Source organism: Pseudoxanthomonas sp., from assembly GCF_035999195.1.
Classification (GTDB): Bacteria; Pseudomonadota; Gammaproteobacteria; order Xanthomonadales; family Xanthomonadaceae; genus Pseudoxanthomonas_A.
This window is the reverse complement of sequence record NZ_DASYGY010000007.1, coordinates 167,294-188,467: the sequence shown is the minus strand read 5'-3', so window position 1 is coordinate 188,467 and position 21,174 is coordinate 167,294. Positions and strand designations below refer to the sequence as shown.

Annotated in this window: 24 protein-coding genes; 7 read left to right on the top strand and 17 right to left on the bottom strand. The window is 68.4% G+C overall.

The window, feature by feature from the left end:
• Positions 1 to 70 precede the first annotated feature (70 nt).
• The 5 genes from mfd to VGN58_RS05610 all read right to left on the bottom strand — a co-directional run bounded on the left by mfd (position 71) and on the right by VGN58_RS05610 (position 6,615).
• Entirely contained in the window at positions 71 to 3,658 is a 3,588-nt protein-coding gene (gene mfd / locus VGN58_RS05630) for a transcription-repair coupling factor (RefSeq protein ID WP_327482327.1), read from the bottom strand.
• A 105-nt stretch (positions 3,659 to 3,763) separates the two neighbouring features.
• Complete coding sequence (locus VGN58_RS05625) at positions 3,764 to 4,036, bottom strand: DUF4242 domain-containing protein (RefSeq protein WP_327482326.1); 273 nt, start codon at positions 4,034 to 4,036, stop codon at positions 3,764 to 3,766.
• Positions 4,037 to 4,126: 90 nt separating this feature from the next.
• Positions 4,127 to 4,675 (bottom strand): GNAT family N-acetyltransferase, encoded by a 549-nt coding sequence (locus VGN58_RS05620; protein WP_327482325.1) that lies wholly within the window; start codon positions 4,673 to 4,675, stop codon positions 4,127 to 4,129.
• Positions 4,676 to 4,730: 55 nt separating this feature from the next.
• Complete coding sequence (locus VGN58_RS05615; RefSeq protein WP_327482324.1) at positions 4,731 to 5,681, bottom strand: DUF808 domain-containing protein; 951 nt, start codon at positions 5,679 to 5,681, stop codon at positions 4,731 to 4,733.
• 76 nt (positions 5,682 to 5,757) lie between these two features.
• Positions 5,758 to 6,615: a 23S rRNA (adenine(2030)-N(6))-methyltransferase RlmJ gene (locus tag VGN58_RS05610; protein ID WP_327482323.1), complete on the bottom strand. Its 858-nt coding sequence runs from the start codon at positions 6,613 to 6,615 to the stop codon at positions 5,758 to 5,760.
• Positions 6,616 to 6,640: 25 nt separating this feature from the next.
• On the opposite strand from VGN58_RS05610, the gene creB reads away from it, so the two are divergent.
• From creB to VGN58_RS05575, 7 genes are all read left to right on the top strand, one after another.
• A complete protein-coding gene (gene creB / locus VGN58_RS05605) occupies positions 6,641 to 7,330 on the top strand; it encodes a two-component system response regulator CreB (protein WP_414710754.1) in 690 nt (229 codons plus the stop codon).
• Position 7,331: 1 nt separating this feature from the next.
• Positions 7,332 to 8,771, top strand: a complete 1,440-nt coding sequence (creC, locus tag VGN58_RS05600; protein WP_327482321.1) for a two-component system sensor histidine kinase CreC — start codon at positions 7,332 to 7,334, stop codon at positions 8,769 to 8,771.
• A 350-nt stretch (positions 8,772 to 9,121) separates the two neighbouring features.
• The gene (creD, locus tag VGN58_RS05595; protein ID WP_327482320.1) at positions 9,122 to 10,495 is read left to right on the top strand and encodes a cell envelope integrity protein CreD; all 1,374 of its coding nucleotides are present in this window, start codon (positions 9,122 to 9,124) and stop codon (positions 10,493 to 10,495) included.
• Positions 10,496 to 10,504: 9 nt separating this feature from the next.
• The gene (locus VGN58_RS05590) at positions 10,505 to 10,993 is read left to right on the top strand and encodes a hypothetical protein (protein WP_327482319.1); all 489 of its coding nucleotides are present in this window, start codon (positions 10,505 to 10,507) and stop codon (positions 10,991 to 10,993) included.
• Positions 10,990 to 11,286 carry a hypothetical protein gene (locus VGN58_RS05585; RefSeq protein ID WP_327482318.1) on the top strand — a complete coding sequence of 99 codons (297 nt, stop codon included), beginning with the start codon at positions 10,990 to 10,992 and terminating at the stop codon, positions 11,284 to 11,286. Before VGN58_RS05590 ends, VGN58_RS05585 begins: the two co-directional genes overlap by 4 nt.
• A gap of 71 nt (positions 11,287 to 11,357) precedes the next feature.
• A complete protein-coding gene (locus VGN58_RS05580; RefSeq protein ID WP_327482317.1) occupies positions 11,358 to 11,963 on the top strand; it encodes a GNAT family N-acetyltransferase in 606 nt (201 codons plus the stop codon).
• Positions 11,960 to 12,841 (top strand): carbon-nitrogen hydrolase family protein, encoded by an 882-nt coding sequence (locus tag VGN58_RS05575; RefSeq protein ID WP_327482316.1) that lies wholly within the window; start codon positions 11,960 to 11,962, stop codon positions 12,839 to 12,841. Before VGN58_RS05580 ends, VGN58_RS05575 begins: the two co-directional genes overlap by 4 nt.
• A gap of 130 nt (positions 12,842 to 12,971) precedes the next feature.
• On the opposite strand, the gene VGN58_RS05570 is transcribed toward VGN58_RS05575, so the two are convergent.
• The 12 genes from VGN58_RS05570 to VGN58_RS05515 form a co-directional block, all read right to left on the bottom strand.
• Positions 12,972 to 13,523 carry a phosphatase PAP2 family protein gene (locus tag VGN58_RS05570; RefSeq protein ID WP_414710753.1) on the bottom strand — a complete coding sequence of 184 codons (552 nt, stop codon included), beginning with the start codon at positions 13,521 to 13,523 and terminating at the stop codon, positions 12,972 to 12,974.
• Positions 13,501 to 14,646 (bottom strand): glycosyltransferase family 1 protein, encoded by a 1,146-nt coding sequence (locus tag VGN58_RS05565; protein WP_327482315.1) that lies wholly within the window; start codon positions 14,644 to 14,646, stop codon positions 13,501 to 13,503. The genes VGN58_RS05570 and VGN58_RS05565 overlap by 23 nt, the downstream gene beginning before the upstream one ends.
• A gap of 33 nt (positions 14,647 to 14,679) precedes the next feature.
• On the bottom strand, positions 14,680 to 15,198 hold the full coding sequence (locus VGN58_RS05560) for a YcxB family protein (RefSeq protein WP_327482314.1): 519 nt from the start codon (positions 15,196 to 15,198) through the stop codon (positions 14,680 to 14,682).
• A gap of 557 nt (positions 15,199 to 15,755) precedes the next feature.
• Positions 15,756 to 15,938, bottom strand: a complete 183-nt coding sequence (locus VGN58_RS05555; RefSeq protein ID WP_327482313.1) for a hypothetical protein — start codon at positions 15,936 to 15,938, stop codon at positions 15,756 to 15,758.
• 80 nt (positions 15,939 to 16,018) lie between these two features.
• Positions 16,019 to 16,426 carry a YbjQ family protein gene (locus VGN58_RS05550; RefSeq protein ID WP_327482312.1) on the bottom strand — a complete coding sequence of 136 codons (408 nt, stop codon included), beginning with the start codon at positions 16,424 to 16,426 and terminating at the stop codon, positions 16,019 to 16,021.
• A gap of 49 nt (positions 16,427 to 16,475) precedes the next feature.
• A complete protein-coding gene (locus tag VGN58_RS05545; RefSeq protein WP_327482311.1) occupies positions 16,476 to 16,883 on the bottom strand; it encodes a DUF4259 domain-containing protein in 408 nt (135 codons plus the stop codon).
• 33 nt (positions 16,884 to 16,916) lie between these two features.
• Positions 16,917 to 17,510 (bottom strand): hypothetical protein, encoded by a 594-nt coding sequence (locus VGN58_RS05540; protein ID WP_327482310.1) that lies wholly within the window; start codon positions 17,508 to 17,510, stop codon positions 16,917 to 16,919.
• 42 nt (positions 17,511 to 17,552) lie between these two features.
• Complete coding sequence (locus tag VGN58_RS05535) at positions 17,553 to 18,020, bottom strand: hypothetical protein (protein WP_327482309.1); 468 nt, start codon at positions 18,018 to 18,020, stop codon at positions 17,553 to 17,555.
• Between the two features lie 47 nt (positions 18,021 to 18,067).
• On the bottom strand, positions 18,068 to 18,433 hold the full coding sequence (locus VGN58_RS05530) for a cupin domain-containing protein (RefSeq protein WP_327482308.1): 366 nt from the start codon (positions 18,431 to 18,433) through the stop codon (positions 18,068 to 18,070).
• A 55-nt stretch (positions 18,434 to 18,488) separates the two neighbouring features.
• Positions 18,489 to 18,827, bottom strand: coding sequence for a hypothetical protein (locus VGN58_RS05525; RefSeq protein ID WP_327482307.1), 339 nt, complete (start codon positions 18,825 to 18,827; stop codon positions 18,489 to 18,491).
• A complete protein-coding gene (locus tag VGN58_RS05520) occupies positions 18,824 to 19,792 on the bottom strand; it encodes an aldo/keto reductase (RefSeq protein WP_327482306.1) in 969 nt (322 codons plus the stop codon). Before VGN58_RS05520 ends, VGN58_RS05525 begins: the two co-directional genes overlap by 4 nt.
• 51 nt (positions 19,793 to 19,843) lie before the next feature.
• Positions 19,844 to 21,100: a sensor domain-containing phosphodiesterase gene (locus VGN58_RS05515; RefSeq protein WP_327482305.1), complete on the bottom strand. Its 1,257-nt coding sequence runs from the start codon at positions 21,098 to 21,100 to the stop codon at positions 19,844 to 19,846.
• Positions 21,101 to 21,174: the final 74 nt, after the last annotated feature.

Sequence of the window (21,174 nt, the reverse complement as noted above, 5' to 3'; positions counted from 1 at the left end):
GTAGCGTGCGCTGCGCGCACGACTGCTTGATGCCGGATCACGCGTCGTGCGCATGGCGCACGCTACGCGGTCAGGTGGCGAGCGTGGTCAGCAGGCCTTTCGCGGCATTGAAGCGGTCCGGCGCGTCAGGCAGCGGCACCTTGATCCGCAGCTTGTCCGGGCCGTCCATGCTGTAGAGCCTGGGCTGTTTCTGGATCAGCTGGATCACCGCCATCGGGTCGATCTTCGGCTTGGCCTCGAACACGATGCGGCCGCCGTGCTCGCCCAGTTCCAGCTTGCGGATGCCCATCTCGTTCGCCGCCAGTTTCAGTTCCGCGGTGGCGAACAGGTACTTGGCCGGATCCGGCAGCAGGCCGAAGCGGTCGATCATCTCCACCTGCAGGTCGCGCAGTTCCTCCTTGTCGCGTGCGCTGCTGATGCGCTTGTACAGCGTCAGGCGTGTGTGCACATCGGGCAGGTAGTCGTCCGGGATCAACGCGGGCACGTTCAGTTCGACCTCGGCGCCGCGACGCTCCTGGCCCAGGTCGACATCGGGCAGGTGGCCCGCCTTGATCGAGCGCACCGCGCGCTCCAGCAGCTCGGTGTACAGGCTGAAGCCGACCTCGGCCATCTGGCCGCTCTGGTCTTCGCCGAGCAATTCGCCGGCGCCGCGGATTTCCAGGTCGTGGGTGGCGAGGGTGAAGCCGGCGCCCAGCTCGTCCATCGAGGCGATCGCTTCCAGGCGCCGCTGCGCGTCGGCGGTGATGCTGCGCTTGTCCGGCACCACCAGGTAGGCATACGAACGATGATGCGAACGGCCGACGCGGCCGCGCAGCTGGTGCAGCTGGGCCAGGCCGAACTTGTCGGCGCGGTTCATGATGATGGTGTTGGCGTTGGGGATGTCGATGCCGGACTCGATGATCGTCGTGCACAGCAGCACGTTGAAGCGCTGCTTCTGGAAATCCAGCATCACCTGTTCCAGTTCGCGCTCGGGCATCTGCCCGTGCGCCACGCCGATGCGCGCCTCCGGCACCAGTTCCTGCAGCTCGCGCTGCATGCGGCCGATGCTCTCGACGTCGTTGTGCAGGAAGTACACCTGGCCGCCGCGCGACAGTTCGCGCTGGAACGCTTCCTTCAGCAGCGCCGCGTCCCACGGCGTGACGAACGTCTGCACCGCCATGCGGTTGGCCGGCGGCGTGGCGATGATGGACAGGTCACGCAGGCCGGCCATCGCCATGTTGAGCGTGCGCGGAATCGGCGTGGCGGTCAGCGTCAGCAGGTGCACGTTGGCGCGCAGCGCCTTCAGCGCTTCCTTCTGGCGCACGCCGAAGCGCTGCTCCTCGTCGACGATCACCAGGCCGAGGTCCTTGAACTTCACGTCGGGCTGCAGCAGCCGGTGCGTGCCGACGATGACGTCGAGCTTGCCCTCGGCCAGCTTCTCCAGCTCCGCCTTGATCTCCTTGGCCGTCTTGAAGCGCGACAGCACCTCGACTTTCAGCGGCCAGTCGGCGAAACGGTCGCGGAAGTTGCGGTAGTGCTGCTCGGCCAGCAGCGTGGTCGGTACCAGCACGGCCACCTGCTTGCCCGCGCTGGCGGCGGCGAACGCGGCGCGCACGGCCACTTCGGTCTTGCCGAAGCCGACATCGCCGCAGACCACGCGGTCCATCGGCTGGCTGCTGGCCAGGTCACGGATCACCGACTCGATCGCATGATGCTGGTCGGGCGTCTCCTCGAACGGGAAGCCGGCCGCGAACGGTTCGTACATCGCGCGGTCCAGGTGCAGCGCCAGGCCGGCGCGGGCCTGTCGGCGCGCTTGGATCTCCAGCAGTTCGGCGGCGACGTCGCGGACCTTCTCGGCGGTCTTCCTCTTGGCCTTCGCCCAGGCTTCGCCGCCGAGCGAATGCAGCGGCGCGGTTTCCACCGACGCGCCCGAGTAGCGGCTGATCAGGTGCAACTGCGCGACCGGCACGTACAGGCGGTCGCCCTTGGCGTATTCGATCTCGAGGAACTCGCCGGGCATGCCGCCCACGTCCATCGCGATCAGGCCGCGATACCGGCCCACGCCATGGTCCTCGTGGACGATCGGCGCGCCCTCGGTCAGTTCGCCGAGGTCGCGGATGATCGCTTCCGGCTCGCGGCCGCTGCGCTTGCGCCGGTGCGCCTGGGTGGCGCGCTCGGGGAACAGCTGCCGCTCGGTGAGTACCGCGATGCGCGGATCGTCCAGGGCGAAGCCATCGGCCAGCGGCGCGACGGCGATGGCGAAGCGTGGAAGCCCCTCTCCCTCCGGGAGAGGGGTTGGGGTGAGGGTGCGGGACGTACGCGATGGTTCGGCTGCCGAGGTCTTCGCTGCGCCCTCATCCGGCGCTGCGCGCCACCTTCTCCCGGCGGGAGAAGGGAGGAACGCGCTGAAGTCGGCGACCACCTCCGGCTTCAGCTCCGCCGCCTGCAGCACTTCCAGCAGCGCCTCGCGGCGGCCCGGCGAGTCGGCGGCGATCAGCACGCGGCCCGGGTAGTGGCCAAGGAACGACTTCAGCGCCTCGCCTGCCGGCGCATCCTTGGCGGCCACCGGCAGCGGCGGCAATGGCTGCTCGCGCAGCGGCAGCGCATCGGCGTGCCGGCTGTGCTGTGCGCCGCAGACCTCGATGCGGGCGCGCTGGTTCAGGTGCTCGCGCAGGCCGTCCGGCGACAGGTACAGCTCGTCCGGCGGCAACAGCGGACGCTCGATGTCGTGGCGGCGCTGCTCATAGCGGTTGCGCGTCTGCGCCCAGAACGTCTCCGCCGCTTCGCCGAAGCCATCGGTCAGCAGCGGCAGCGCGTTCTTGTGCAGGTAGTCGAACAGCGTCGAGGTCTGGTCGAAGAACAGCGGCAGGTAGTACTCCACGCCGGCCGGCGCCAGGCCGGACTTCAGGTCCTGGTACAGCGCACTGCGACGGGTGTCGACGTCGAAGCGGTCGCGCAGCAGGGTCATCGCGCGGTCGACCGCGCGTTCGTCCAGCGGCACTTCGCGGCCGGGCAGCAGCTGCACCGCGTCCGTCCGGTCGAGCGAGCGCTGGCTTTCCGGGTCGAAGTGGCGGATCGAATCGATGGTGTCGTCCAGCAGTTCGATGCGCAGCGGCGCCTCGGCCCCCATCGGATAGACGTCGAGCAGGCCGCCGCGCACGGCGAAGTCGCCCGGGTCCAGCACCTGCGGTACATGCCGGTAGCTGGCCGCTTCCAGCCGGCGCTTCTCGGCATCGAAGTCCAGCTGCTGGCCGACCCGGTAGTCGAAACTGCCGCCGACGATATGACGCAGCGGCGACAGCCGCTGCATCAGCGTCTGCACCGGCACGATCACGATGCCGCGCGCCAGCGTCGGCAGGCGGTGCAGGGCGGCCAGGCGCTGGGAGACGATGTCCGGGTGCGGACTGAACTGGTCGTAGGGCAGGGTTTCCCAGTCGGGAAACGGCACGATCGGCAGGTCGTGGTCCGTGCCCAGCAGCGTGTGCAGGTCGGCTTCGAGCTGATGCGCTTCGTGATTGTCGCGGGCCACCACCAGCAGCGGCGCGTCATGGGTACGCGCGGCGGCCGCGATCGACCACGCCAGCGCGGTCGGCGAGACGGGTGAGCGCCACCAGGCGCGCGACTGGCCGCCACGGGGCAGCGGGGGAACGGGGAAGGCGTTTTTCAGGGTGTCGTTCATGGGCACACAACAGCGGCAGCGCCGGACACCGTGGGGGTGGCCAGCGCGAAGGGGCGCGCAGTTTACCAAGCAGGCCGGTGCCGGCCGCTCACGTGCCGCAACGGATCATTCCGCGCTCAATGGATCGATCACCTGGGCGACGGCGGAAATGCGATCGACCGGAAAGCCGCCGCGGCGCGCGTGTTCGAGCAGGAGATCCTCGTTCGGCGCGCGGTAGACGCAGTAGATGCGATCGTCGGTGACATAGCTGTGCTCCCACTGGATGCGGGGGCCGAGTTCGTCGAGTACGCGGCACGAGGTCTGCGAGACGGCCTTCAGTTCGGCCGGCGTCATCAGGCCGGCGCCCTCGATATCGCGTTCGATCACGTAGCGGGGCATGTCGGTCTCCCGGTGGCCTGGCAGGCGCCATGCCGTCACTGGAAGACACGCGGCGAGCGGAACCGGTGGGCCGACCGCCGGTCGGCAGCGTCAGGGTCCTTCGTTGAGGTCCAGCACCACGCGGACCAGGCCGGAACCGTCGTTCTCGCGCACGCGCTTGAACCCCAGCGATCCCGCCAGCGCCAGCATAGGCTGGTTGGTGTCCAGCACGTCGCCGTAGAGGCGGTCGAGCTTCTTCGAGCGCGCCCACTTGGCCAGCTTGCGCATCAGGTGGCGTCCCAGGCCCTGGCCGGCGATGAAATGGCTGACCAGGATCGCGAACTCGGCATCGCGCGTGCGCGACACCAGGGCCGCGCGCGCCACGGCGCCCACCAGCGCTTCGCCCGGCGGCAGCGGTTCGGCGGCGACCAGGGCGAACTCGGTCGTGGGGTCGGGGTGGGTCAGGCGCTGCGCCATGTCCGGCGTCAGTTCCTTCAGTGCGTACATGAAGCGGTGGCGGATCTCTTCCGGGCCCAGCAGGCCGAACGCGCCCTGGATGGGGCCGGCGTCTTCCGGCCGGATCGGGCGGATCAGCAGCTCGCGCCCACTGGGCAGGCGGAAGTGTTCATGCCAGGGCGGAAGGCGTTTCGGCGCAGTCATGGCGTGATGCTCGCATGAAATCCGCAAGGGCCGCGAGGGCCGGGGCGCCGCCGGTTCAGGCCCCGTGGCGTTTGCCGCCCAGCCGCGAGACCGCCGTGACGACGGCCACGATCACCGCGCCGGTGGCCACGCCGACGGCGGCGTTGAACAGGCTTTCCCACAGCCAGCCCAGGTCGCCTTCGGCGTAGGGCTGGATGAGGTGGTGCAGCGCCGGGATGCTGTGGACGAGGATGCCGCCGCCGACCAGGAACATGGCGGCGGTGCCGGCGATGGACAGGAACTTCATCAGGTACGGGGCGCTGTACAGGATGCTGCGGCCGAACGCGCGCTTGAACCGTGCCCAGCCGCTTTCGCGCGTGTCGGCCGCCAGCGCCAGGCCGGCGTCGTCCAGCTTGACGATGCCGCCGACCAGGCCGTACACGCCCACGGTCATGATGGCCGAGATGGCGAGCAGGGTGAGCACCTGTTCCACGAAGGTGCGGCCGGCCAGCGTGCCCAGCGAGATGACGATGATCTCGGCGGACAGGATGAAGTCCGTGCGGATGGCGCCGCGTACCTTGTCCTTCTCGAACGCCACCATGTCGACGTTCTGGTCCTGGATCGCGGCCACACGCTCCGCATGGCGCTGGTCGTCCTCGCCCTTGTGCAGGAACTTGTGCGCCAGCTTCTCCACACCCTCGAAGCAGAGGAACGCACCTCCGATCATCATCAGCGGCGTCACCAGCGGGATGTTGTAGCCGCGCCCGTGCAGCCAGGTCTCCAGCGCGCTGATCGCCAGCGCCGCCGGCACCAGGATGGCCTTGTTGACCACCGAGCCCTTCGCCACCGCCCACACCACCGGCAGCTCGCGGTCGGCCTTCACCCCGGTCACCTGCTGCGCGTTGAGCGCCAGGTCGTCGCCCAGCACGCCGGCCGTCTTCTTCGCCGCCACCTTGGTCATCACCGACACGTCGTCCAGCAGGGTGGCGATGTCGTCGATCAGGGCGAACAGGCTGGATCCGGCCATGGAGAAGGTCGTCGTGGGGAAGGAGGGGCGATTCTCGCACAGCCTCCCGACGGCGCCGCGTGATCCCGCGTCGGGGTCAGGCGGGCTGGCGCAGCCACTCCAGCCGATGGCTGGCGCCGGTCTCGCCCAGGGTGGACGCGAGCACCGGCAGCACCGGTGCCAGGGCCTGGTCGAGCTGCCAGGGCGGGTTGACCACCAGCATGCCGCTGCCGTTGAGGCGCAACGGCGAATCGTCCGGACGCACCTGCAGCTCGGCGACGAAGGCGCCCTTCGAGGGCAGCGCCGCCGCCTTGCGGAAGAACGGCAGCAGACTGCGCCGCAGCTTGATGGGATACCAGACCGCGTACGTGGCGGCCGGCCAGCGTTCCAGGGCATCGCGCAGCGAGGCGATGATCTGCGGATACTCGGCGTCCTGCACTTCGTACGGCGGATCGATCAGCACCAGGCCGCGCGCGATGCGCTGCTCGCCCACGCGCGGCGGCAGCAGCGCCTTCATCGCCGCATAGCCGTCGCGGGCATGCACGGCCACGCGCTGGTCGTCGGCGAACACCTCGCGCAGCGCCTGCGCTTCGTCCGGCTGCAGCTCGCAGGCGGCCAGCCGGTCCTGCGGGCGCAGGGCCTGCGCGACCAGCAGCGGCGAGCCGGGATAGGTGATCAGCGCGCCCACCGGGTTGTTGGCGACCACGGCGCGCAGATAGCGCTCGACGGGGTCCGGCAGGCGCGCCGCGCCCATCAGCTTGAACACGCCGCTGTCGGCCTCGGAGGTCTTGCGGCTCTCCGCGCCGCCCAGCAGGTAACGGCCGCGTCCGGCATGGGTGTCCAGCACGAAGAACGGCGTGTCCTTTCGCTTGAGTGCATCGATGCAGGCCAGCACCGCGATGTGCTTGAGGACATCGGCGTGGTTGCCGGCGTGGAAGGCGTGGCGGTAATTCATGCCGCGCAGCATATATGCTTGCGCCATGCCCCGCGTACTGATTGCCGAAGACGAAACCGCCATCGCCGATGCCGTGCTGTATGCGCTGCGCAGCGAGGGCATCGACGCCGACCACTGCCTGCTGGCGCGCGATGTGGCGCCGCGCGTCCGGTCCGGTGGCGTGGACGTGGTGGTGCTGGACGTGGGCCTGCCCGATGCCAGCGGCTTCGACGTGTGCCGCGAGCTGCGCGGCTTCAGCGACGTGCCGGTGATCTTCCTCACCGCGCGCAACGACGAGATCGACCGCGTGCTGGGGCTGGAACTGGGCGCCGACGACTACGTCACCAAGCCGTTCTCGCCGCGCGAACTGGTGGCGCGCGTGCGCGCCCGCCTGCGCCGCGTGGGTAGCGGTGCGCAGGCCCGGGCCGAGGCCGGCGAATGGGTCGTGCGTGGCGCCTTCGCCGTCGACCGCGAAGGCCACCGCATCCGCTACCGCGAGCACCTGCTGGACCTGACCCGCTACGAATACGCACTGCTGGATGCGCTGCTGCAGCGTCCCGGCGCGATCCTCAGCCGGGCGCAGCTGATGGACCGGGGCTGGGACAGCGACGCCGACAGCGCCGACCGGACCGTCGACACCCACGTGAAGACCCTGCGCGCCAAGCTGCGTGCGGCCGGCGCCGACCCCGACCCGATCCGCACGCACCGCGGACTGGGCTACGCCATCGAGGCCTGAGATGCGGCTGGGGCTGAAGCTCGTGCTCGGCTTCTTCCTGATCGTCGGCATCGCCGCGTTCTTCGTGATGCGGGTGTTCGTCAACGAAGTGAAGCCGGGCGTGCGGCAGGCGATGGAGTCCACCCTGGTCGATGCCGCCAACATGCTGGCCGAGATGGCCGCCGACGACCTGAAGGCCGGCCGCATCGCCGACGGCGCGTTCGCCGGCAACGTCGCGCAGGCACAGCAGCGCGATCCCAAGGCCTGGGTCTGGCGCTTCCAGAAGCGCACCGTCGACTACCGCGTCACCGTGACCGATGCGCAAGGCAGGGTGGTGTTCGATTCGCAGGGGCGCGACGTGGGCCGCGACAACTCGCGGTGGAACGACGTCTACCGCACCCTGCGCGGCGAGTACGGCGCGCGTTCCAGCGCCGAAGTGCCGGGCGACACGACCCACACCGTCATGCACGTGGCCGCGCCGGTCTACGATCCTGCCGACCGCAGCACCCTCATCGGCGTGCTGACGCTGTCGCAGCCCAACCGCAGCATCGAGCCCTTCATCGTGGCCAGCCAGCGCAGCATCCTGCTGCAGGGCGCGTGGCTGATCGGCATCTCGGCGCTGATCGGCGTGGTGATGACCTGGTGGCTGATGCGCGGCATCGGCGGACTCAACCGTTACGCGCAGGCGGTCAGCGCCGGCGAGCCGGTGCCGCCGCCACGGCCGCGCGCCGACGAGATCGGCGACCTGGGCCGCGCGCTGGAGACCATGCGCCGCAAGCTGCAGGGCAAGGCCTACGTCGAACAGTACGTGCAGTCGCTGACCCACGAGATGAAGAGTCCGCTGGCCGCCATCCGCGGCGCCGCCGAACTGCTGCAGGAGCCGCTGCCGGAAGCCGACCGCCAGCGGTTCGTGCGCAATATCCGGACCCAGGAGCACCGGCTCACCGAGACCATCGACAAGCTGCTGGCGTTGGCCGAAGTGGAACAGCACGGCTGGCTGCAGCGGCGCGAGCGCATCGATGCCGCCACCCTCGCCGATGACGTGGTGCAGGGGCTCGACGCCCAGCTCACCCCGCACGGGGTGGAAGTGGTACGGGCGCCGCAGGCCGGCATGTGGGCGCTGGAGGGCGATGTCTTCCTGCTGCGCCGTGCGCTGGGCAACCTGATCGACAACGCGGTCGCGTTCTCGCCGCCGGCGGGCACCGTGGAACTGTGTGTCGAGGCGTCGGAGGGGCAGGTGCGTTTCATCGTCCGCGATCGCGGTCCGGGTGTTCCCGACTACGCACGGGAACGGGTGTTCGAGCGTTTCTATTCGCTGCCGCGTCCCGACGGCGGGCAGCGCAGCTCGGGCCTCGGATTGCCGTTCGTGCGCGAGGTGATGCGCCTGCACGGTGGCGAAGCGACGCTGACGAACCGTCCGGATGGCGGCGCGGAAGCGGTGCTCTCGCTGCCGATGGTCTGATCCACCTCCGCGTTTCCTTCTCCCCGCCTGCGGGGAGAAGGTGCCCGGAGGGCGGATGAGGGGCGCTTTCCTTTTACACATCGCATCTCTCGTCGATAGCACTGCGCTTGCTGTCCGCGTTGTCATTTGCCCGTCCTGGCTGCCTCCGCTCGCCCCTCACCCGCCTTTGGCACCCTCTCCCCGCTGCGCAGGGAGAGGGGAGAGCACATCAAGCTCCGCCACCTCTACATGCCTTCTCCGCTCTCGCGTGGAGAGAATGCCGGAGCACTTCACACAGCCTTCAAACACGCTCCCTGCCGGTCGCACGCAGCCACCGGACGATGCGTCCCGTATCCAACCGGGGCATCGACATGAAGTCACTGAAGTTGCTGTTGCGTTTCCTCACCGTCGGCGGGCTGGTCCTGCTGCTGCTCATTCCGCTGCTGATGATCCGCGGCGTCATCCAGGACCGAGAGCGTTATCGCATGCAGGCCGAAACGCGCGTATCGCAGAGCATGGCCGGTCCGCAGCAGGTGGTCGGTCCGCTGCGCGTCGTCCCGTGGCGCGAGGAGCGCATGGTCAACGTGGTCGACGAGGACGGCAAGCCCGAAGCGCGCCGCGACGTGAAGGAAGGCTACATCGTGCAGATGCCCGCCACGCTGGTGGTCGATGGCCAGCTGCAGCCGGGTGAGCGACGGATCGGCCTGTACACCGTCAACGTGTACGAGTGGAAGGCCTCGCTGAAGGCCGGCTTCGCACCCCTGCAGGTGCCCGCCGCGGACGGCCGGATCTATGGGCAGCCGTACGTGGTCGCCGGCATGGCCGATGTGCGTGGCCTCGTCGGCACACCGTCGCTGACGGTGGATGGCGTGCCGCGCACCCTGTCTGCCGGCACGGGCGCGATGTCCTCGCGCATGGACGGCATCCATGCACTGCTCGATGCACAGGGCGGATCGTTGCCGGCCAGCAACACGCACCTCCAGCTGACGCTGGCGGGCACGCAGTCGATCGGCATCGCGCCGATCGCGGACAGCAACGACATCGCCATGCGGTCGACCTGGCGGCAACCGCTGTTCGGCGGCCGTTTCCTGCCCAACAGCAAGACCATCGACGACGCGGGCTTCACCGCGCGCTGGCAGGTGTCGTCGCTGGCCAGTGCCGCGCAGAGCCAGCTGGAATCGGCCTCGCGCAATCTGACCCAGCCGCCTTCGCTTGGCGCGTCGCCTGGCGAGTACGTGGCCGACGACAGCGGATCCGGTGCCATCGACAGCGCCGTGGTCAGCCTGGTCGACACGGTCGACGTATATACGCAGGTCGATCGCGCCAGCAAGTACGGCATCCTGTTCGTGGTGCTGACTTTCGTCGGTTTCGCGCTGTTCGAACTGATCAAGCGCCTGCCGATCCATCCGCTGCAGTACCTGCTGGTCGGCCTGGCGCTGGCGATCTTCTTCCTGCTGCTGCTCAGCCTGTCCGAGCACATCGCCTTCTGGCAGGCGTACCTGGTCTCGGCGGCGGCCTGCATCGGGCTGCAGTTCTTCTACCTGTCCGGCGTGCTGCAGAGCTGGCTGCGCGCGGCCGGCTTCGCGACCATGCTCACCGCGCTGTACGGCGTGCTGTACATCCTGCTGAAGTCGGAGAACAACGCGCTGCTGATGGGCTCGCTGCTGCTGTTCGGCATCCTGGCCGCCATCATGTGGGTCACCCGCAAGGTGGACTGGTACGCGCTGGGCACGGAACTGCGCTGAGGCACCTCCGTGAATCGCGTACGCCTCTACCATCGGGCGCAGCAGCTGCTTCCCGAGGCGATCCAGACCGCGGGACTGCGCGGTCTGGGGATGTCGGCCGGGCAGCTTCGATATCTGCTCTTCGGCCTGCTGTTGAGTCATGAGTCGCGCGGTGCGGTCGTGCTGGAACTGGCGCGCCACGTGGTCGCCGCCATCCAGCGCGAGGGTCTGGGCTATTTCGAAGGTGCGACGCGCTCGCGCGGTGCACTGGCGGGAGGCACACCCTCGTACTACGAAGCCTGGCGTCATCTGTCGTCGGGAAACCAGGATGGACACCATGCGGTCTGCGCCGAATGGATGGGCGTGATGGACGATGGCGTCCTGCCCGGAGAGCGGCGCGTGCTGGACGCGGCCTGGCATGACGACGCATACCTGACCCGTGACATCGGCCGCGATGCCTGGCTTGCGGTGCTGCCGGCCGCAGCCCTTGTCCTCTACAGCTGGCGGGACGCCGGATGATGGGCTTGCTGGCAGCCACGATGATGTTCGCGCTTCCTCTCGGCGTGATCGGGATCGTCGCAGCCGCGGCGGGCTTCCTCTGCCGTCCCATGCAACCGCTCCTGCTGCTGGCCATGGCTTGGGGCGTCGGGTGGCTGTGCACCGGGCTTGCGGCAGGCGACAGGTTCGCGCCCGTGATGATCCTGCCGCTGCTGCTGGCCTTCGTCATCGCGCTCGGCGCGAGCGCCGCGGTACGTCGCGGAATGGAGCATGGCTATCGAGTCGAAGCGGCCGGCCCGGTCGCCGCGGACTGACGTACCAGGGACAATGTCCGGCCAAGGACGGCCGCCTCGCTCCGGCCGATGGCGTGCGCTAGAGTTCAGGGATGACCTCTGCGCACACCATCGGCCTGTTTCGCGGGCCGCAAATCACGCCCTGGCTGGACGATGTCGCGCGCCTGAGGGCGGCCGTGTTCCGCGACTGGCCGTACCTGTACGAAGGCGATGCCGACTACGAACGCGACTACCTGGATGCCTATGCGCGCTCGGCGGAGAGCATCTTCGTGCTGGCGATGGATGCCGGCCAGGTAGTCGGCGCGTCGACCGGCCTGCCGCTGGAGGACGACACCGAGGCGTTCCGCCGGCCCTTCGTCGATGCCGGGATGGACCCGGAAGAGGTCTTCTACTTCGGCGAATCCGTGCTGCTGCCGGCCTACCGCGGCCAGGGCATCGGCCATGTGTTCTTCGACCATCGCGAGGCGCATGCGCGCGCGCTGGGCCGGTTCGCTTGGACGGCGTTCTGTGCGGTGGACCGGGAGCATGACGACCCGCGTGCGCCACAGGGCCATCGCGGCAACGAGGCGTTCTGGGACAAGCGCGGCTACACACGCCAGCCCGGCATGACCATGCGGCTGGCGTGGAACGAGATCGGCCGTGGCGAGACCGATCACGCGCTGACGTTCTGGTTGCGTGGACTGGAGCCGATGCGATGAAGGTCGCCGTCGCCAGGTACGCGATCCAGGCGCCGACGGATTTCGCCGCGTTCGCTGCGCGCCAGTCGCAGATGCTGGGCGAAGCGGCGGCGCAGGGTGCGCGCATCGTCGTGCTGCCGGAGTACCTGTCGCTGGAACTCGCGGCGACGTTCGATACCGCCACGCAGGCCGACCTGCACGCCTCGCTGGCGGCGATCCAGCGCTACCGGGAGGACTGGCTGGCGTTGTACGCCGGACTCGCGCGGGAACTGGACCTGTACCTCGTGGCCGGCACGTTCCTGCTTGCCCATGGCGCAGGCCGCTACCGCAACCGCAGCGATGTGTTCACGCCGCAGGGCGCGCATGCGTGGCAGGACAAGCTGCAGCTGACCGGCTTCGAGAAGGGGCTGGGCGTGATCGACGGCGGCGATGCGCTGAAGGTCTTCGACATCGACGGCGTGCGTGCCGGCGTGGCCGTCTGCTACGACAGCGAGTTCCCGCTGCCGGTGCGCGCACAGGCCGAGGCGGGCGCGCGCCTGCTGCTGGTGCCGAGCTGCACCGATACCGAGGCGGGCGCGACACGCGTGCGTGTAGGGTGCCTGGCGCGTGCCCTGGAGAACCGGATGTTCGTCGCGCAGGCGGTCACCGCGGGCGAGGCCGCATGGAGTCCGGCACTGGACATCAACACCGGCGAGGCGGCGATCTTCGCGCCGATGGACCGTGGCCTGCCCGACGACGGCGTGCTGGCGCAGACCCGTGGCGACCGGTCATGGGCCATCGCCGAGCTCGACGTCGATGCGCTCGACCGCAGCCGTGCCGATGCGCAGGTTGCGAACGACCGCGATTGGACTAGTCAGCTGAAGCCCGCCCTCTCACGCGCCAGGCTTCAAGCGCTGTAGGAGCGCCCTCGGGCGCGACGCTGTTCGTTGCATGCCTGGAAAAGCATCGCGCCCGAGGGCGCTCCTACAGAGGGGTTGTTGTTGCGCGTTGCATCCGCGCGTTCCAAGCCGCCTTGCGGCGTCATCCACGCTAGCCCAACAGGCTGACGCCCGGCACCATCCAGATCGACAGACCGGCCAGCGCAGTGCCGATCACCGTCGCCGCCAGCACGTCGCTGGGGTAGTGCAGCCCCAGCACCACGCGCGAGGCGGCCACGCAGGCGGCGAACGGAATCAGCAGCGGTGCCAGCAGCGGATAGTGCGCCAGCGCGACCAGGGTGAAGGCGACGGCGTGCAGCGTATGGCCGGACGGGAAGCTGAACTCGTCCAGCGGTGCGATCCACGCGCGGATGCGCACGTCGGACGCGAACGGGCGCGGGCGGCGCGTCCAGCGCTTCAACGCCTTGTACAGCGTCAGCGCGATCACGCCGGTGCTCGCCAGGTGCGCGGAGGCCGCCAGACCGTCCAGGCCATCGGCAACGATCAGCGCCGCCATCAGCACGTACCAGAACACGCCATCGCCGAGCCGGCTGACCACGGCGAAGAAGCGGCGCACGCCGAGGCCTTCGCCCCAGCGGTTGGCGAGCAGGCACCAGCCGGTATCTCGGCCCATCAAGGCATTACGCGGCAGCAGCGGACGCATGGTGGCTTCTCCGTGTCAGGGCGAGGTCGGTCAGCAGGGCGTCGAAGTCGGCGGCCACCTGGTCCGGATGCAGGGCGTGCATGGCCCGGCTGGCCGCCTGGCCCTGCGCGCGGCGCAGGGGTGCGTCGGTCGCCAGCCGCAGCGCGGCCGCCAGGAAGTCCTCGTCGTTCTGCACCGCCGCACCGTGCACGCCATCGACCAGATGTTCGCGTGCCGCCCCGTAGTCGAACGTCACCACCGGCACGCCGCTGGCCATCGCTTCCAGGGTGACGTTGCCGAAGGTTTCGCTGTGGCTGGAGAACAGGAACAGGTCGCCGCTGGCGAAGTGCCGGGCCAGTGCGTCGCCGCGCTGCACGCCGCAGAACAGGAAGTCCGGGTGTTCCTGCGCCAGCCGCTCGCGCAGCGGGCCGTCGCCGACCCAGACGAACTTCGCGGTCGGCCGCGTCTTCTGGATCGCGCGGAACGCGCGGATCGACAGATCCAGGTTCTTCTCCGCCGCGATCCGGCCCACGTAGATCACCGCCACGTCGTCCGGGCCCAGGCCCCACACGGCGCGCAGCGCGTCGTCGCGTCGCGACGGGCTGAAGTGGCGGGCGTCCACGGCGCGCGCCAGCCGCACCACGTGCCGGAAGCCCTGCGACTGCAGGAACCCGGCCAGTTCACGCGTGGGCACCAGGGTCGCGTCGGCCCCGTTGTGGAAGTAGCGCATCCAGCGCAGCGCCGTGGGTTGCAGGAAGCGCGCGCCGTAGTCGCGCATGTATTCGTCGAAGCGGGTGTGGAAGCCGGTGGCCACCGGAATGCCGAGCCGCCGCGCCGCCCGCAGCGCCGACCAGCCCAGCGGGCCTTCCGTGGCCACATACAGCGCATCCGGCGGATTGTCTTTCCACAAGGCCACCAGACGGCGCGTCGCGGGCAGGCCGAACTTCAGGCCCGGGTAGCGCGGCAGGCGGGCGCCGCGCACCAGCAGGGTGTCGTCCACCTCGCCAGCGTCGTCCGGCTGGCGCGGACGCACCACGGATACCTCGTGGCCCCGCTGGCGCAAGCCGGTTTCCAGCCCCTGCACGGTGAGGGCCACGCCGTTCACTTCCGGCGGATAGGTCTCGGTGACGATGGCAAAGCGCATGCGCAGCTCCACGTTTTGCGCATGCTGAGACGCTCAGGTGTCGTTGGTGTTTCGGTTGGGTGACGGTGGGATGACGCCGCGTGCGTGGTCCACGGCAACGCCGTTCTCTTCGGCCAGCCGTATCAGCGCCGACGCCGTCGTGGGGTCCAGCCGTTCGAGCGGCAGGCAGTGGGCGGCGCCGGGGCCGAAGTAGAACATCAGGAACCCACCCAGCGTCTTCACCCGGGGGATCGCCGCCCACCGGTGCGTATAGGCATACGTTACGCCCTCGACGTGGATCCCTTCGGCATCGAACGTATAGGTGTGGGGCGCTCGGGATCGGGTGCTGTAGTGGGCGGCAAGCGCACCGAGCGTCGCCATGATCGGCGTGAAACCGAAGGCGAAGAGCGAAATGAGCAACGTCGTGAGTCGCAAGGGCTCGCCGCTCTGGAGGTGAAGGCCGATGGCCGTGATGCCCATGGCGACGAACACCAGCGTACCGATCAGTCCCGTCCAATGCCCCAGCATGAGGATGATGTTCGCCCGGATGCGTTCGCGCAGCGTCAGGGTCATGGCAAGACGGAGTTCGTGCGGCACTGTGTCCATGGTGTCCCGAGTCTCCTGTCTGGCCGCGCCACTCTATCTGATGGCCTTCGCGACAGGGGTCGGATGCATCCGCAGGGCACGTGATATCTGTGTGCCGACACGGGAAGCATCACGGGCGATACCACTTTGTATGTCGGCCAATAGGGCCGAGTGTGTCGCGACATAGGCGTGCGTATCGTCAGAGATACCGGTTGGTATCGACGGACATGTGCAATGGTATCGCTCGACATAACCACTCACATGCCGCGTGAGACTGATCGACTGTCGCGCGATACAGCGGCGTATGTCGCACGACATGCCGCAGTGTCGACGGAGATGCCAATCGGTATCCGGCACGATACCAATCGGTATCTCCGTTCAATATCGCGCCTGTGTCGCGCCATATCTCGCAGTATGTCGCGACCTGTGCGGCATGTCCTTTGGCCGCGGATACGGACGTCTCGCGACTGCCCGCGTGTATCGGCGGAGGTTTGCCCGTCGGAGTCCCGCCGGACAGTGTGGTGTCGACGATGAGGTCGGCAGGTTTACCGGGAGGTCTGTCCGCCCATCAGATGCGTCACCAGCAGGCACGCCGCGATGCCCGTGAAGATACCGATGACGGGGCTCGCGAGGATCGACAGCGCCATGGCGAGATACGCCGGGCCATCACACGGAGCATCGCAGCCGGACGCGGGTGCCATCAGGCGCATCAGCAGCACCCAGGTCATGAAGCCCCCGAGGGCAAAGCCGACCAGGCCCGCCAGCGCCTGCAGGAGGGTTCGACCCGCACGCCTGGCCGCACTTGGCATCACTCCCCCAACGGCTCCACGACCACGGCCGTGCCGTAGCACAGCACCTCGGTCAGCCCGGCCATCACGTCGGTGGCGTCGTAGCGGACGGCGATGATGGCGTTGGCGCCGAGCTGCCGGGCGTGCTGGAACATGTCGCGGTAGGTCTCGTCGCGGGCCTGTTCGCACAGCTCGGTGTAGATGGTGATGTTGCCGCCGAACAGCGACTGCAATCCGCCCAGGAAATTGCCCACGATCGAGCGCGACCGCACGGTGATGCCGCGCACCATGCCCAGGTTGCGGATGATCCGGTAGCCGGGAAGTTCCAGTGCCGTCGTCACCATCGCGTCCGTGAGCGGCAGCGCTGCGGCGCGAGGCGTGGTGGAAGGGGCTGCGTACGCGGCGGAAGAGTTGTAGGGATCGGTCATCGTGTTTCCAGGAGGTGTGTGGTGCGGAACGTAGCGCCGGACCGGTGGGTCAGGGGGCGAGATGGCCGCGGAGTTCGGTGACCACGGCCTGCCAGTCGTGGCTGTCCTCCGTCTCTTCCCACAGTTCCCGCAGTTCCGAGTGGTCGGCCAGGATGCGGGTGAGCGCCTGTCGCGCCTGCGCGACCAGGTCGGCATCGATGCTCGGGCGGATGCGCGCAAGCCAGTCGGCCAGGCCTTCTTCCTGTTGCGCGGCGAGGGTGGGGCGCCCTGCCGCGGCCGCCACGATTTCCGCCCCCACGATGGCCAGGGCGGCGTCCGGCGCTTCAACGTACTCGGTCGAGGTGAGCACGTTGTCCAGCACCTCGCGGACCAGCGACAGGTCGCCGCTGTCCAGCACGTCGATCATGAAATCCGCCGCGTCGTCGTTGTCGAAACTGCCGATGCCCCAGGTGCCCATGGTGTTTTCCTTGGAAGAATGAAGAGGGGTGAACTAGTCGCCGTAGGTTCGCCAATGCAATACACGCGCTTGCTGCACGCTCACGCCGACAAAACGGTGTCGGGTGGCATCCGCCTGGCAGCGGAAAAACACGTACGACGTCTCCAGGGCTTCCTCGTCCGGCCACCAGGGTCGCTGGAGGGGAGCCGGACGTGTCTGCGCGTGACCAATCGCATGGCAGGTGTCGGGCAAGGGCACGGCAGTGGGTGGAGGCAGCGAGAACGTGAGCATGCTGACGTTGGAGTCCAGGTCGTGCGCTTCCCGGATATCTGTCGCATGGTCCGGTAGCCATGGTGGAATCCAGCCCTTTTCGATGTACCCCGCATCTCTGGCTTCTCGCGCGGTGGCGAAGGTCGCGTCGGAGACCGTATCGACGCAGCCGGTCACGACGGTACCGATCAGCGAGAGCGCGACAATCAAAGCGCGGCCGCCGATGGGGAGTGGTGCGCGAGGGACGGCCCTGATGTTGTCGCTGACGACGTCAAGCGGGAAACGCGCGGGATCGACAGACCGGAGATTGACGCATCCACCCGCCCATTGGACGCCCGCGTGATCGTGATCGAACGTCGCCCTGCTCCCGCTATCCATATCATTCCCCGGTAAGCCACAGGTAGGGTTGATGGAATCGTGTCAGTCGTGCGTGCGTATGGCGGCCTGGCGAAGGCGGAGTGCCTCCTGGCGCTCGTCCAGCGGGCGCATGAACACGCCCGGCTTGATCCCGTCGAACCGGGGCCCTTTCAGAAAGACCAGGCGCTGCTCGGAGTCCTGTGCGTGCGCGGCCTGGATCTGGCCGAGCGTGTAGTGAAGGTGCGACGCCAGCGGCACGAAGAGATGCCTGGGTACAGGGAGCGCGTTGGACACCAGCACGTGGTCCACCGTGATGCGCAGGCGGATCTGGTTTCGCTGGCCGGGTCCGGTACGTGCCTCGGGATCGGTGACCGGTCTGCCCGCGCCATCGATCATGTCGACGCCGGTCACACGACCGACCAGGATGTGGTCCGCAGAGAGCGCCATGTCCTCCAGCGTGGCCTCGAACGGAACGCCGGCCAGGGCGGTCATGGGAAGCAGCGCGAGCAGGGTAAGCAGAATGCATCGCATGGTTTCAGTTCTCGGACTGGTTCGGCACGGTCCGGCGATGTCGAATCTCAGACCCATACATCGTTCTTGGCGGTGTACGCACCGCCGGCGTCGCCCGTGTTCACCACGCCGCGTGGCTCCACCAGCATGATGCTGCATTCCTCCTTGGCGACCGGCCGGTGCTCGACGCCCCTGGGGACGACATACATCTCGCCGGTGGCCAGGGGAACCGTCTTGTCACGGAACTCCAGCGTCATTTCACCTGCCAGCACGATGAAGACTTCATCCGTCTCCTCGTGCGCATGCCAGACGAATTCACCGTGGATCTTGGCCAGCTTGAACTGGTAGTCGTTCATCTCGGCGACGACGCGCGGCGACCAATGGTCGGAGAAGCGGCTCAGCTTGTCTCTCAAGTTGATTGCGCTGTGGGACATGGGACTTCCGTCGGACGGGATTGGTGGCGAGGGGACGCCATTCTCATAACAGGAGCTAGGAGCGCGACCAACGCGAAGCGTAAGGCACCAGCAGTGACATGCTGGGATACTTCAGCATGTAACGGACGGGGACGATGGTGCCAGGGAGGAACCGCTTGGACCACGGTGAAATAGGGTTGTTGCAGGTGATGGGTTCCTGCTCCCCCTGCGGCGTGAACCGGTAGTACACCAGCAGATGCTCGTCTTGCTCGTAGTACAGGATTTCCGCCTCGGCGAGCTGCCCCTTGCGCAAGATGAGGTTTCTCGCATCCCTCTCGGCGCGAGACACGCCGATCACGAAAGCCACGAAGAGCGTGGCGATGAGCAGGAAGAAAATGAGCAGGGGCGTTGTCACGGCACGCGATCCCCCCGCGCAGCCGTGAACAGCGCATACCACTCTTCCCGGCTCAGGGTGATGCCGTCCGCCGCGCAGCAGGCGACCAGCCGCACCGGGTCGGTAGTGCCGACGATGGGCTGGATGCCGGCAGGATGGCGCAGCAGCCAGGCGAGCTGGATCGCTTCCGGCGTCACGCCTTTCTCTTCCGCCAGGTGCCGCAGCAGCCGCGACGTCTCGCGGATCAGCGGATCGGCGAACTCGGACGTGGTGGCGAGCCTGCCGCCCGCCAGTGGCGACCACGCCTGCACGCGGATGTCGTGCAGGCGACAGTAGTCGAGCGTGCCGGCCACCGAGGCGTAAACGTGGCCGGTGGTGTTGGCGACCACGCCGTCGTCGATCAGGGGGTGATGCAGCAGGCTGAGCTCCACCTGGTTGGCGACCAGCGGCTGGCGGACGTAGCGCCGCAGCAGCTCGATCTGGCCGGGCGTGTGGTTGCTCACGCCGAAGTGACGCACCTTGCCCGCGGCGTGCAGATCGTCGAACGCACGCGCGACCTCCTCCGGTTCCGCCAGCGCATCCGGACGGTGCAGCAGCAGGACATCCAGATGATCGACGCCGAGCCGCGTCAGGCTGCCTTCGACCGAGCCGACGACATGCGCATGGCTGAAGTCGTATCGCCCCGGCGCGCCCGGCGGATCGTCGGCGAAGCGGATGCCGCACTTGGACTGCAGCACCATGCCCCCGCGCAGGCCGGGCGAGGCACGCAACACGTCGCCGAACACCTGCTCGGACTTGCCGCGCGCATAGATGTCGGCGTGGTCGAACAGCGTGATCCCGTTCGCCAGTGCCGTCTCGACGAGGCGCTGCGCATGGCGGCGCTCGTCGGCGGTGACCGGGGTGGCATCCCACGCGCGGCTGAGCTGCATGCAGCCGCAGGCGATGCGGGAGACGGTGAGGCCGTCGGCGAGGGCGCAGGTCTTCATGGGAGGCTCGGAACGGACGACGCACGCATCATGCCAGAGCCACGGCGCGCATTAGGTGCGTGAACGCTCGTCGCGCAGCACCTGCGCCAGCACCGCGGCCTCGAGCGGGCGCGCGAGGTGGTAACCCTGCACATCGTCCACGCCGAGCGCCTGCAACGCCGCCAGTTCGGAGGCCGTCTCCACGCCCTCGGCCACCACATGCGACTGGGTCTGCCGGGCGAACTCGATCAGCGCGGCCGCCAGCGCGCGGCGCGGCGAATCGCTGTCGATGCCGCGGGTGAGGCTGAGGTCGAGCTTGATGATGTCCGGATGGATGGCCAGCACATGGCGCATGCTGGCGTACCCCGCACCGGCGTCGTCCACCGCGATGCGGACACCCGCCTCGCGCAGTGGCACCAGCCGCTCGTTGAGCAGACCGTAATCGTCGACCAGCGAGTGCTCGGTGATCTCCAGCACCACGCGGCGCGGATCCAGATCGTCGATGTAGCCGTCGATGCCGCCGATGACGATCGTCTGCGGCGACACGTTCAATGCGACGTAGAAGTCGCCCGTCACGCCGCGCAGTCCGTCCAGTGCCGACAGGATGGCATTGAGCTCGAGCCGCACGCCAAGGCCGATCTCGCGGGCCTCGGCGAACCAGACATCCGGCGTGCGGCGCGGTTCCAGGTCGAAGCGCGACAGGCACTCCACCCCGATGATGCGGCGTTCGCTGCTGCGGTAGATCGGCTGGTACACCATGTGCGGCTGGCCGAGTTCCAGCACCGAGGTGATGCGGGCGACCTTCTCCTCGTGCTCGTGCACCGCGTCGAGGTCGCCGTCGATCTGGTAGGCCAGCAGATCGGCGAAGGCACGCATCATGTGCAGGTCGCGCTGGCCCAGCGAGAGGTTGGAGGCCAGGCTGAAGCAGCAGAACGTGCCGTAGATACGGCCATCGCGCAGCTGGATGGGCACGCTGAGATGCGAGCCGATCGGCACGGCCTGGGTCTCCGCGATGCGCTCCAGCACGGGAATGGCGGCGGTATCGGGAATCAGCTGCGGAATGCTGCCCTCGACCACGCGCATGCAATAGCCCTCGTCGAGCGGGCTGGAATCGCCGGGGCGGATCGGGGCGCGGTCGAGACGGGTGGCGACGTGCCGGAAGACGCGATGGCTGCCGTGGAATTCGCTGACGAAGGCCACGTCCATGTCGAGGTGGCGGCGCACGGCCTCGAGCAGACGGTCCACGTTGCGCGCGATGGCCGTGGCACCGGGGCCACCCTCCAGCCAGGCCTCGGTCAATGCATCGGCGGGATGCCTACTGTCGATCACGGGCTTCCTCCTGAAGGCAGGTACGCGACGAATAGTCAGCCGTCGGGTTCTGCCCCCACCGCAGGCACGGAGGG